The sequence below is a fragment of the Phycicoccus elongatus Lp2 genome (assembly GCF_000367525.1).
Classification (GTDB): Bacteria; Actinomycetota; Actinomycetes; order Actinomycetales; family Dermatophilaceae; genus Phycicoccus_A; species Phycicoccus_A elongatus.
In genome coordinates this window covers 116,905-128,880 of record NZ_HF570956.1, presented here as the reverse complement: position 1 = coordinate 128,880, position 11,976 = coordinate 116,905, and the positions used below count along the sequence as shown (strand labels likewise).

Here is an 11,976-nt window from a genome sequence, read left to right as displayed (position 1 = left end):
GTCTTCGTCGGCGGCGGCCTGACGAGCGACCTCGCCGACCTGGCCTGGGCCCGGCTGCGCCCCGGAGGACGCCTCGTCGCCCACGCCGTCACGCTCTCGGCCGAGGCCGTCCTCGTCGCGGCCCACCAGCGCCACGGTGGGCACCTGACACGGATGACCGTCGAGCATGCAGCGCCCCTTGGGCCCCACCTGTCCTGGACACCGGCCCGCGCGATCGTCCAATGGAGCGCTCAGAAGCCCCCCGAGCAAGGATCCCCATGACCGTCCACTTCATCGGCGCCGGCCCCGGAGCCGCCGACCTGCTCACCCTGCGGGCCGTCCGCCTGCTGCAGGAGAGCCCGGTGTGCCTCTACGCCGGCACCTATGTCGACGACGAGGTCCTCGCCCACTGCCAGCCGGGCACCCAACTCGTCGACACGGCATACCTCAATCTCGACGCGATCACGAAGACCCTCGTCGCGGCCCACGAAGCCGGCCACGACGTCGCCCGGCTCTGCTCGGGGGACCCCTCGATCTATTCGGCGATCGCCGAGCAGACGCGGCGTCTCGACGCCGCCGGCGTGCCCTGGGACCTCACCCCGGGGGTGCCCGCGTATGCCGCGACCGCGGCCCTCATCGGTCGCGAGCTGACCGTGCCCGAGGTCGCCCAGTCCGTCGTGCTCACCCGCGCGCAGAAGGACTCGACGAAGATGCCCCCGGGGGAGACGCTCGCGGCCTTCGCCGCGACCAATGCGACCCTCGTCCTCCACCTGGCCATCCGCCACACCCGACGACTGGCCGACGAGCTGAGCGCGCACTACGGGCCCAACTGCCCGGTCGTCGTCGGCTCCCAGGTGACCCAGCCCGGCGAGCTCGTCCTGCGGGGCACCCTGGCCGACATCGCCGACCAGGTCGAGGCCGCGGGCCTGACCCAGGCCGCGGTCATCATCGTCGGGTGGGCGCTGTCGGCCGAGGACTTCGTGGAGTCGCACCTCTACTCGAGCAGGCCCGCGCGGCCTGCGGCGTCAGAGGGCCGGGCCGTCCCGGTGGTGTAGCCTGCCGAGCACCATCTGCGTGAGGAACCCGGTGCAAATCCGGGACGGTCGCGCCACTGTGAGCCGAGCCATCGGCGAGTCAGGAACTCCTGTGGATGTCGCGTGCCGCCGATCGGCGCCGCGCGTCACGTCTGATCGGGCGCGTCATCCCGAGGAAGGTGCAGCAATGCACATTGCAGAGGGCTTCCTGCCCCCACTTCATGCGGCCGCGTGGACGGCCGTCGCGGCCCCCTTCGTCATCCATGGCACCCGGGCGATCAGCCGCACCATCAAGGAGCACCCCGAGGCCACGTTGTTGCTCGGTGCCGCGGGGGCCTTCACCTTCGTCCTCTCCGCGATCAAGTTGCCCTCGGTGACGGGCTCATCGTCCCACCCGACGGGCACCGGACTGGGGGCGGTGATCTTCCGGCCCCCGGTGATGGCGGCCCTGGGGACGATCGTCCTGCTCTTCCAAGCCCTCCTGCTCGCCCATGGCGGTCTGACCACCCTCGGGGCCAATGTCTTCTCGATGGCGGTCGTCGGCCCGTGGGTCGGGTATGCCGCGTTCCGCCTGCTCGGTCGCGCTCCCTTCTCGGTCCGCATCTTCGCGGCCATGGCGTTGGCCAACCTCGCGACCTACGTCATGACCGCCACCCAACTCGCGCTGGCCTTCCCCGGCCAGAACGGCTTCGTAGGCGCGTGGTCGGTCTTCCTCGGCATCTTCGCGATCACCCAAGTGCCGTTGGCCATCATTGAAGGCCTCGTCGGCGTCCTCATCTTCAAGGCCCTGCGCAGTTGGGCCGGCCCAGAACTCTCCGCTCTCGGGGTGTTCTCGCGCCGCCCGGACCACGCCGGCACCAAGGTCGAGGAGGCCATCCATGCGTAAGCACGCGAGCACCCTGGCCATCCTCCTGGCGATCGTCGCCCTCTTCACGGTCGCGATGGTCCTCGGCACCCGCCAGAGCACCGGCGACGGCGAGACCTTCATCGGCACCGACTCGGCGGCCACCACCCACATCGAGGAGAACCACCCCGGCTACACCCCGTGGTTCCAGCCGATCTTCGAGCCCTCGAGCGGCGAGGTCGAGTCCGGACTGTTCGCGCTGCAGGCAGCACTCGGCGCAGGAGCCCTCGGGTTCGTTCTCGGCACGATGCGCGAGCGGCGTCGCCAGCGCCGGTCGGCTGCCGACGATTCGAGCCGCCCGCTGAGCGACCCGGAGCCGGCCTGTGATGCGGCCGAGCCGCAGTCGAGGGGCTGACCTTGGCGCGATTCGCCCTCGACGAGGCGGCCTGGTCCGGGCCGTGGCGTCTGCGGTCCACCGGTGAGAAGGCCCTGCTGTCACTGGGTCTGCTCACGGTGGCCGCGACCTCGCGCTCCCTCTGGGTCTCCCTCGTCGTGCTGGCCGTCGCCGTCTCCACCGCCTTGTTCGCCGCCCGCGTCCCGAAGCGCACCTATGCCCTGGCGGTGGTCGGCCCGATGACCTTCGTCGCCGTCGGTGCCATCCCCATCGCGCTGACCTTCGGCGGCCAACCCACCGACGTCCTGGCCTCACTCGGCCCGGTGTCGCTCACGTCCACCGGCCTGTATGCCGCGGCGGCGGTCGCCGTGCGGTCGGCGGCCGCGATGGCGGCCATGACCCTCCTGGCGGCCACGACTCCGATGGTCGACCTGCTCGCGGGGCTGCGGCGACTGCGGGTGCCCGAGGTGCTCGTCGACATCGCCGGCCTGGTCTATCGGATGCTCTTCACCCTGATGGACTCCGTCCTTGCCGTCCGCGAGGCGCAGGCGGCCCGCCTCGGCTTCGTCGACGGCCGGACCGCTCGTCGGTCGATGGGCCTGATGGCGGGCTCGGTCCTCGGGCGCGCCTGGCAACGGTCGCGGCGCCTCGAGGAGGGCCTGCGCGGACGAGGGTATGCCGGGTCGCTGCGGACCCTGCCCAGGGAGACGGTCGTGTCGGTGCCCTTCATGGCGGTCAGCGGTCTGATCGTGACCGCACTGGCCGCGACGTCGATCCTGTTCGCGCTGCGAGGTGTCGCATGACTCATCGCACCGGCACGTGGGAGCCCACTGTCGGGGCGGTGCTCGTGGGCGAGGGCCTTCACGCGGGCTACCCGGGGCGAGGCGACGTCCTCGACTGCGCCCATGTGTCCGTGACGGGGCGCAGCCGGCTGGCCCTGCTCGGTGAGAACGGCTCCGGCAAGACGACTCTGCTGCGCTGCCTCTCGGGTGCTCATGTGCCCGACGCGGGGAGCGTGGCCGTCGATGGCATCACGCTCCGCCACGACAACGCCGGTCTGCGCGACCATCGGCAGCGGGTGCAGCTCGTGCTGCAGGACCCGGACGACCAGCTCTTCTCGGCCGATGTGCGCGCCGACGTCTCCTTCGGCCCGATCAACCTGGGGCTCGACGACGCCGAGGTCCGCGTGCGTGTGGCGGAGGCGCTCGAGTTGCTCGATGTCACCGAGCTCGCCGACCGTCCGGTCCACCAGCTCTCCTACGGTCAGCGCAAGCGCGTGGCCATTGCCGGCGCGGTGGCGATGCGGCCGCAGGTCCTCCTGCTCGACGAGCCCACGGCCGGGCTGGATCCTCGGGCGGTCACGACCCTGCGCGCGGCGCTGTCGAATCTCGAGGCCCGGGGCACGACCGTCGTCGTGTCCACGCACGACATCGACTTCGCGTGGGAGTGGGCCGACGAGGTGGGCGTCGTCGTCGACGGCATCGTCCACCAGGGCAGCACCGTCAAGATCATGACCGACGAGGCGCTGCTCGGTCGGGCCCATCTCGGCGTCCCCTGGCCCGTGCGGCTGCTGCGTTCGCTCGGCCACGAGATCGACGTCGTCGCCCCGCCTCGGACAGTCAGCGACGTGGCGCGCCTCCTGGGCTGAGGCCGTGCTCGGGCCGGCTCAGTCGACGTAGCGCGGCGTCCAGACCCGGCCGGTGCTCGTGACGCGGGTGCTCGCCGCGCCGACCATGACCAAGCAGCCCATGTCGACAGTCTCGGGGTCGAATTCCCCGAGGGTCGTCACGGAAAGGGACTCCTGCTCCCGCCCGACGTGCCGGGCCACGACGACGACCCGGTCCGCGGGGATGACCTCGAGCAGGACATTCTTGGCCAGACCGAGTTGGTCGGGTCGTGAGGCCGATCGCGGGTTGTAGAACGCCATCGCGAGATCCGCCTGAGCACAGGCCCGAAGGCGCTCGACGACCACGTCCCACGGCTTGAGCCGGTCGGAGAGCGAGATGAGGGCGTGGTCGGCACCGAGCACGGCCCCGGCGAGCGCCGAGGCGGCGTGGGCGGCGGTGACGCCGGGCACGACGTGGATCGGCACCGCGGCATACGCGGGGTCGGACTCGGCGGCCTCGAAGACGGCAGCGGCCATCCCGAAGACGCCGGCATCGCCACCGGAGACGACGGCGACCTCGTGACCGGCCCGCGCGAGGGCGAGCGCCTGACGGCCGCGATCGACCTCGACGGTGTTGCCGGAGGGCAGCCGGGTCAGGCCTTCGCGCTGGGGGACTCGCGCGACATAGGGGGCATAGCCGATGACGTGGTCCACGTGACCCAGGACGTCGCTCGCCTCCGGGGTCAGCCAGGCGTCCGGTCCGGGGCCCAGCCCGACGACATGGACGGTCCCGTATGCCGTGGAGCCGGCATAGTTGCCGGCCTCCGCACCGAGCGTGGCTGCAGCAGAATCTGATTCGTCCTGTGACTCACGCTCACCCACGTGCTGGGTCGTATCCACTGCCCCGGTCGCGCGACCGGCCGCATCGGCGCGCAATCCCTCGCCCGGGACGACGACGAGCGACATGTAGGGCACGGTGTCGGCGTCGACGTCGGCGAGGGGGAGGACGCGTTGCCGCTTGCCAGAGGCACGCTCGACATAGACGGCGCGATCGAGCAGACCAGCCTGGCGGACGGCTTCGACGACGCCCGGGAAGGTCTGGCCGAGCTTCATGACGATGGCGGCATCGGTGTCGGCCAGCCGTCGTGCGAGTTCGGGCACCGGCAGGGTCCCGGGCAGGATCGTCAGGGTGTCCTCGTGACGACACAGGCCGGTCGCGACGGCCGCCGTGGCAGCGCTCACCGAGGTCACGCCTGGCACGACCGCCGTGGGATAGAGGGGGGAGAGCCGGTCATGGACATACATGAAGGAGCCGAAGAAGAGCGGGTCACCCACGGCGAGGACGACGACGGTGCACCCTTGCCTCAAGTGGGTCTCGAGCCGGTCGGCGCAGTCGTCGTAGAACGCCCCGAGCGCGGCGTAGTAGCCGCCCGGGTCGTCGGCGAAGCCGGTCGTCACCGGGTAGCGCAGCTCCTCCTCGATCACCCCGGGAGGGAGCAGGTCGGCCACGATCGAGCGGGCCATGGACTGCTTGCCGCTGCCGGCGTGGAAGGCGATGACGTCGGCCCCGCGGATGAGTTCCGCGGCCCGAAGGGTCACCAGTCCGGGGTCGCCCGGGCCCACGCCCACGCCGAAGAGTCGGCCTGTGTGAGAGGAGCGAATGTCGTTGTTGCTCATGCCAGTTCCGATGCATTCGCCAAGGCGTTCAGGGCTGAGGCTGCCATGGCGGAGCCGCCGCGACGACCGTGGACGACCAGCCAGGGGATCTGTCCGCCCTCGGGCAAGCCGTGCTCGGACAGGGCGAGCTTGGACTCGGCGGAGCCGATGAATCCGACGGGCATCCCGACGATGGCTGCAGGTCGCGGGCCACCGTCCAGGATGATCTCGAGCAGGTGGAAGAGCGCGGTCGGGGCATTGCCGATGGCGACGACAGCACCCTCGAGGCGAGGGCCCCACAGCGAGACCGCTGCCGCGGCTCGGGTCGTGCCCCATTGCGTGGCGAGGTCGGGCACCGCCGGATCGCGCAGGGTGCAGATCACCTCGTTGTCGGCCGGCAGGCGCCGGCGCGTCACGCCCGAGGCGAGCATGTGGGAGTCGGTGAAGATCGGGGCTCCGGCCTCGAGAGCAGCGCGAGCGCGGCTGACCAGGTCGTCGGTGGCCGCGAGGGCCGAGACGATGTCGACATCGCCCGCGCCGTGGACGATCCGCGTCGCAACCGTCACCAGGTCGGGGGCGAAGTCACGGAAGTCTGCTTCATCGCGGATCATCCCGAACGACCGGCGATAGATCTCCAGCCCATCGGTGACGTAGTCGTAGCGGCGGGTGGGGGGCACCAGCGTCATCGGTCGGAGACTCCATCGGCAGTGACGACGTCGTCGACCGAGCGCGGGTCGACGACGAGGACGTGGTCGAGGGTGGGTGCGCCACAGGCGCGTTCGCATCCGACGAGGTGGATGCGGGGTCCGCTCGGGCGCAGCGAAGGGGCAGCCGCCAGGGCGAGCTCCATGGTCGGGGATGACGTGCGCGCGCACCAGGGCGCGCCCGAGCACGCAGAGAGTCGGGCCCACGGGTCGGTGGCCGTGACGCTGAAGCCCGCGTCACCGAGCTCCTGCGCGAAGCGCGCACCGCCAGGGATGACGACCGACCGCCACGGCGTGATGACCACCGCGTTCGTCACCCGGGCGAGCGCGGTCAGGTGGTCGGCCCGCAGCATCGCGAGCGGGATGCCCGCGACCAGGTCGTCGCCGATCGGCCCCGGCACGAGGGGCGCCGCCGCGTCGACCGGCATCGGCTCCAGTCCGCGCAGGACGGGGGAGTCGGCCGGCAGGTCGCGGATGTTCCAGACGCGTGGCCCGGCCCGATGTTGCAGGAAGAGTCGGGCACGCTCCAGCAGGTGGGCGACGGCGTCGGCGCGGGCACACGGCATACCCAGTCCGCCCACTCGGAGCACCCCGGTGGTGGGAGTCAATGCCTGGTAGGCCACATCGAAGGGTTCGGTGAGGACCGACCCCGTCGCGTCGGAGACGGCAAAGAGGAAGCGGCCCGGCAGGTCCGCGAGCACCGGGTCGGCGCAGAGGGCGGCATCGAGTTCGGCAACGAGCGGGCCCAGCTCGGGAGCACGGGGCGCGGCGAGGATGTTCCGGGCGCGTTCATGGGTCGACGAGGGCAGAAGCCCGGTCGCCTCCGCGCGGACCATGACCTCCTGGGGGAGCGGGTCGGGCAGGCCGCGGACCTGGAGATTGGTGCGGGAGGTCACGGCCAGCATCGGCGCGCCGAAGTCCGTGCCGATCGCCAGCAGTTCCGCAAGGGTCGACACGTGCACCCGCCCGCCGGGGATGCGGAGGCGGATGATCGCCCCGTCCTGGGCGACGAACGGCGTGAGCAGACCGGGGCAGCGGTCGGCGCCGAGGCGGGTGGAGGTCACGCCGGGGAGCATACGCGCGCGTTCTCTCGGCTCCCCGTCTGCCGTAGGCTGCCAAGCGGTTGTCGTCGACGGAACCCGGTGCAAGACCGGGACGGTCCCGCCACTGTGACGCCCCGTTCACCCGGGCGAAGTCAGGAACGTCGCGACGACCTGCTCCGGCCTCCTGCCGGGCATCCTTCGACCCGGGGCGCGGACCCCAAGGGAGTTGCACTCGATGCCACGCATTGCCCTGCTGTCCACGAGCGACACCGACCTGCTGAGCGCGCGCGCGAGCGGCGCGGACTTCGTCTGGGCCAATCCGGCGCGACCGACCCACCAGGACCTCGGAGCAGCGCTCGAGGGTGCCGACATCGTGGTCGCCCGCATCCTCGGGGGGCCGCAGGACCTGTGCTCGGGCTTCCGGCGGATCGCCGCGACCGGGACGCGGATGGTCGTCCTCGGCGGCGAGCAGGCCCCCAATGCCGCGCTCATGGAGCTCTCGACGGTGCCCGCCGGTGTGGTCGCCGAGGCCCATCGTTATCTCGCGCAGGGCGGCCCGGACAACCTGCGCAACCTGCACGCCTTCCTCTCCGACACCCTGCTCCTCACCGGTGAGGGCTTCGAGCCGCCCGCCGAGCTGCCGACCTGGGGTGTGCTCGACCGGCCCGAGGTCCCCGCTCGCGAGGACGGTGCCCCGCGACCGCGGGTTGGTGTGCTCTTCTATCGCGCCCAGCAGGCCGCCGGGAACACCGCCTACGCGCACGCCCTGTGCGACGCCATCGACGAGGCCGGTGGCGTCGGTGTGCCGATCCATGCCGCGTCGCTGCGGGATGCCCCGGACGACCTGATCGCCCACCTGGGCACGCTCGACGCCCTGGTGGCGACGGTGCTCGCTGCCGGCGGCACCAAGCCGGCCACCGCGAGCGCGGGGGAGGACGACGAGGCGTGGGACGTGCGAGCCCTCGCCGAGCTCGACATCCCGATCCTCCAGGGGCTCTGCCTGACGTGGAGCCGGGCCGAGTGGGAGGACTCCGACGACGGCATGTCGCCTCTCGACGTGGCGACCCAGGTCGCCGTCCCGGAGTTCGACGGTCGCCTCATCACCGTCGCCTTCTCCTTCAAGGAGACCGACGCCGACGGCCTGCCGCACTATGTCGCCGACCCCGAGCGCTGCGCCCGCGTCGCGCGGATCGCGGTCAACCACGCCCGCCTGCGCCACACCCCGCCGGAGCAGCGCAAGATCGCGGTCGTGCTGTCGGCGTATCCGACCAAGCACTCCCGCATCGGCAACGCCGTCGGTCTGGACACGCCCGTCTCCACGGTCCGCCTGCTGCGGGCCATGCGCGACGCGGGCTACGACCTCGGCCCCAACGGCGGCGCGGACGGCATCCCCGGTCTGGGCGATCTCGCCCCGGTCGAGGGTGAGGCGGCGGACACGACCGCGGGCAACGCGCTCATCCACGCCCTCATCGCCGCCGGGGGGCAGGACCCGGAGTGGCTCACCCAGGAGCAGGTGAGCGGGGCCCAGGTCCGCATCCCGGCGAGCACGTATGCCGCGTGGTTCGCCGCGCTGCCGGCTGACCTTCGCGAGGCGATGACCGAGCACTGGGGGGAGGCGCCCGGCGAGCTCTTCGTCGACCGGTCACGCGACCCCGAGGGCGAGATCGTCTGTGCCGCAATTCAATCGGGCAATGTCGTGCTCCTCGTGCAGCCGCCTCGTGGCTTCGGGGAAAACCCCATCGCGATCTATCACGACCCCGACCTGCCGCTGACCCATCACTACCTCGCGACCTATCGGTGGATCGAGGAGGAGTTCGGCGCGCACGCGATCGTCCATGTCGGCAAGCACGGCAACCTCGAGTGGCTGCCGGGCAAGAACCTCGCGATGTCGGCCTCGTGCGGCCCCGATGCCGCCTTGGGCTCCCTGCCGCTGATCTATCCCTTCCTCGTCAACGACCCCGGTGAGGGCACCCAGGCCAAGCGGCGGGCGCATGCCACGATCGTCGACCACCTCGTGCCGCCGATGGCCCGCGCCGAGTCCTATGGCGACATCGCCAGGCTGGAGCAGTTGCTCGACGAATACGGCAATGTCTCGGCGATGGACCCGGCCAAAGCGCCCGCCCTGCAGGGCGAGATCTGGACCCTGCTGCGGGCGGCGAAGATGGACCAGGACCTCGGGTTGACCGAGAACCCCGACAACTATGCCTTCGACGAGCTCGTCGGCCAGATCGACTACCACCTGTGCGCGATCAAGGACGTCCAGATCCGCGACGGACTGCACGTCCTGAGCGAGGCGCCGACCGGCGACGGCCTGGTCAACCTCGTCCTCGCGATCCTGCGGGCCGGCCAGGTCTTCGGGGGCCGCTCCGACGGCATCCCGGGGCTGCGGACCGCCTTGGGGCATGTCGAACACGAGAGCCGCAGTGCTGAGACGGACCGTTTCGAGGCGACCGCGCGGGCCCTCGTCACGCGGTGCGCGGACTCGGATTGGGATGCAGCCGCCGTCGACGGGATCGTGGTGGACGTCCTCGGTGCGGCCAACCCTGGCGTCTCGGCCTCGTTGACCTTCGCCTGCCGGGAGGTCGTGCCTCGCCTGCGCGAGACGACCCGCGAGATCCCCATGGTCCTGCACGCCCTCGACGGCGGCTATGTGCCGGCCGGGCCTTCCGGCTCGCCACTGCGCGGATTGGTCAACGTCCTGCCGACCGGGCGCAACTTCTACTCGGTCGACCCCAAGGCGATCCCCTCGCGGTTGGCCTACCAGACCGGCGCGGCCATGGCCGAGTCCCTCCTCGCGCGCTATCGCGAGGAGACCGGAGAGCTGCCCCAGTCGGTCGGCCTTTCCGTCTGGGGGACGTCGGCGATGCGGACCTCCGGTGACGACATCGGCGAGGTGCTCGCCCTGCTCGGCGTCATGCCGATCTGGGACGAGCAGTCCCGCAGGGTCGTCGGTCTCGAGCCGCTGTCGTTGGAGGAGCTCGGCCGGCCCCGGATCGACGTGACGGTGCGGATCTCCGGCTTCTTCCGTGACGCGTTCCCGCACGTCATCGCGCTGCTCGACGACGCCGTGGCGCTGGTCGCCGGGCTGGATGAGCCGGACGAGCTGAACTTCGTGCGGGCCCACGCCCGGGCGGACGAGGCGGCCCACGGTGACGAGCGACGCTCCCGCACACGGATCTTCGGGTCCAAGCCCGGGTCCTATGGCGCTGGCATCCTGCAGGTCGTCGAGTCGGGCAACTGGCGTGACGACGCCGACCTCGCGGAGGTCTACACACAGTGGGGCGGCTTCGCCTACGGGCGGGGACTGGACGGCATACCGGCTCGGGAGGACATGGAGCGCAACTATCGGCGGATCCAGGTCGCGGCCAAGAACATCGACAACCGCGAGTCCGACATCCTCGACTCCGACGACTACTTCCAGTACCACGGCGGCATGGTCGCGACGGTGCGTGCGCTCACCGGAGCCGAGCCGAAGGCCTTCGTGGGTGACTCGACCTCGCCGGACGCGGTGCGCACGCGGACCTTGCAGGAGGAGACGAACCGGATCTTCCGGGCCCGTGTGGTCAATCCGCGCTGGATCACCGCGATGCAGCGACATGGGTACAAGGGTGCCTTCGAGCTGGCCGCCACGGTCGACTACCTCTTCGGGTTCGACGCGACGGCGGGGGTGATCCCGGACTGGATGTACGAGAAGCTCGCGCAGGAGTACGTCCTGGACGAGACGAACCAGGCCTTCATGCGGCACGCGAACCCGTGGGCGCTGCGCGGCATCGTCGAGAAGCTGGCCGAGGCCGCCGAGCGCGGGTTGTGGGAGCACCCCGACCCGGCGCTCATGGCAGCGATGCAGCACGTGTATCTCGAGGTGGAGGGTGAGTTGGAGGAGTGACGATGGCGCGAGGATTCAGTGAGGGAGGCGCAGGCGGGGACCAGTCGTGGGCACGGCCCGTGCCGGTCATCGGTGACGCGACGAGTGCCCGCACCCGGCGGGAGGACCCGGCGGGCTGGGCGATGGGCGAGTCCGTGGTCGAGGCCTTGGAGTCCGTTGTCGGCGCGCGCCGCGACATCCGCCGCTTCCGGCCGGATCCGGTGCCGACCGAGCTGCTCGAGGCCGTCCTGGAGGCCGGTCACCGAGCCCCCAGCGTGGGGCACTCCCAGCCGTGGCGCTTCATCGTCGTCTCCGACCAGGCGACTCGCGACAAGGCTGCTCATCTGGCCGATGCAGCTCGGCTCGCCCAGGCCGACCACCTCACCGAGGATCGTGCCGCCCGCCTGCTCGACCTCAAACTGGAGGGCCTGCGGGAGGCGCCGCTGGGCATCGTCGTCGCCTGTGACCGTCGCACACCGGCCCTGGGCGTGCTCGGTCGCGCAACCTTCCCGGATGCCGACCTCTGGTCGTGTGCCACGGCGATCGAGAACATGTGGCTCACCGCTCGCGCCCACGGCCTGGGCATGGGGTGGGTCACCTTGTTCGACCCCGCCGACCTGGCCGACCTCTTCGGGCTGCCCGAAGGCGTCGTCACCCTCGGCTGGCTCTGCCTGGGCTGGCCCGACGAGCGACCTCCTGAGCCCGGCCTGCAACGGGCCGGCTGGTCGACCAGGACCCCGTTGGCCGACGTCGTCCTGCGGGAGCGGTGGAGCGAGAGGGCCCCGGCCCAGCCGGTCTCGCACCTGCGTGGCCCCGACGAGCACCGTCTCGTGGCGGCGACCGACGACGCC

10 protein-coding genes, 1 pseudogene and 2 riboswitches are annotated in these 11,976 nt (G+C 71.4%); of the genes and pseudogenes, 8 read left to right on the top strand and 3 right to left on the bottom strand.

Translation table 11 applies throughout. From position 1 onward, the window contains the following. From BN10_RS17060 to BN10_RS00610, 6 genes and pseudogenes are all read left to right on the top strand, one after another. Positions 1–261, top strand: a pseudogene (locus BN10_RS17060) (cobalamin biosynthesis bifunctional protein CbiET); the annotation flags it as partial. Then, the gene (gene cobM, locus BN10_RS00630; RefSeq protein WP_040750431.1) at positions 258–1,034 is read left to right on the top strand and encodes a precorrin-4 C(11)-methyltransferase; all 777 of its coding nucleotides are present in this window, start codon (positions 258–260) and stop codon (positions 1,032–1,034) included. The pseudogene BN10_RS17060 and the gene cobM, both read left to right, overlap by 4 nt. Positions 1,035–1,055: 21 nt before the next feature. Next, positions 1,056–1,123: riboswitch (cobalamin riboswitch) on the top strand. 77 nt (positions 1,124–1,200) lie between these two features. Continuing rightward, a complete protein-coding gene (locus BN10_RS00625; RefSeq protein ID WP_010849194.1) occupies positions 1,201–1,899 on the top strand; it encodes an energy-coupling factor ABC transporter permease in 699 nt (232 codons plus the stop codon). Continuing rightward, the gene (locus BN10_RS00620; protein ID WP_010849193.1) at positions 1,892–2,272 is read left to right on the top strand and encodes an energy-coupling factor ABC transporter substrate-binding protein; all 381 of its coding nucleotides are present in this window, start codon (positions 1,892–1,894) and stop codon (positions 2,270–2,272) included. The genes BN10_RS00625 and BN10_RS00620 overlap by 8 nt, the downstream gene beginning before the upstream one ends. A gap of 2 nt (positions 2,273–2,274) precedes the next feature. Further along, on the top strand, positions 2,275–3,054 hold the full coding sequence (gene cbiQ / locus BN10_RS00615; protein WP_010849192.1) for a cobalt ECF transporter T component CbiQ: 780 nt from the start codon (positions 2,275–2,277) through the stop codon (positions 3,052–3,054). Continuing rightward, a complete protein-coding gene (locus tag BN10_RS00610) occupies positions 3,051–3,899 on the top strand; it encodes an energy-coupling factor ABC transporter ATP-binding protein (protein ID WP_010849191.1) in 849 nt (282 codons plus the stop codon). Before cbiQ ends, BN10_RS00610 begins: the two co-directional genes overlap by 4 nt. 18 nt (positions 3,900–3,917) lie before the next feature. Here the strand turns inward: BN10_RS00610 and BN10_RS00605 are convergent, their stop codons facing one another. From BN10_RS00605 to BN10_RS00595, 3 genes are read right to left on the bottom strand one after another with little or no spacing between them, the layout of a single operon-like run. Continuing rightward, positions 3,918–5,534, bottom strand: coding sequence for a precorrin-2 C(20)-methyltransferase (locus BN10_RS00605; protein WP_010849190.1), 1,617 nt, complete (start codon positions 5,532–5,534; stop codon positions 3,918–3,920). Next, a complete protein-coding gene (locus tag BN10_RS00600) occupies positions 5,531–6,199 on the bottom strand; it encodes a precorrin-8X methylmutase (RefSeq protein WP_010849189.1) in 669 nt (222 codons plus the stop codon). Before BN10_RS00600 ends, BN10_RS00605 begins: the two co-directional genes overlap by 4 nt. Then, positions 6,196–7,281, bottom strand: coding sequence for a cobalamin biosynthesis protein CobG (locus tag BN10_RS00595; RefSeq protein ID WP_233354226.1), 1,086 nt, complete (start codon positions 7,279–7,281; stop codon positions 6,196–6,198). Before BN10_RS00595 ends, BN10_RS00600 begins: the two co-directional genes overlap by 4 nt. Before the next feature lie 70 nt (positions 7,282–7,351). Then, a riboswitch (cobalamin riboswitch) is annotated at positions 7,352–7,420 on the top strand. A 75-nt stretch (positions 7,421–7,495) separates the two neighbouring features. Between BN10_RS00595 and cobN the strand changes: the two genes are divergently transcribed. Then, on the top strand, positions 7,496–11,146 hold the full coding sequence (gene cobN, locus BN10_RS00590) for a cobaltochelatase subunit CobN (RefSeq protein WP_010849187.1): 3,651 nt from the start codon (positions 7,496–7,498) through the stop codon (positions 11,144–11,146). A 2-nt stretch (positions 11,147–11,148) separates the two neighbouring features. Further along, a partial coding sequence (bluB, locus tag BN10_RS00585) for a 5,6-dimethylbenzimidazole synthase (protein ID WP_084310845.1) occupies positions 11,149–11,976 on the top strand: 828 nt, incomplete at its 3' end.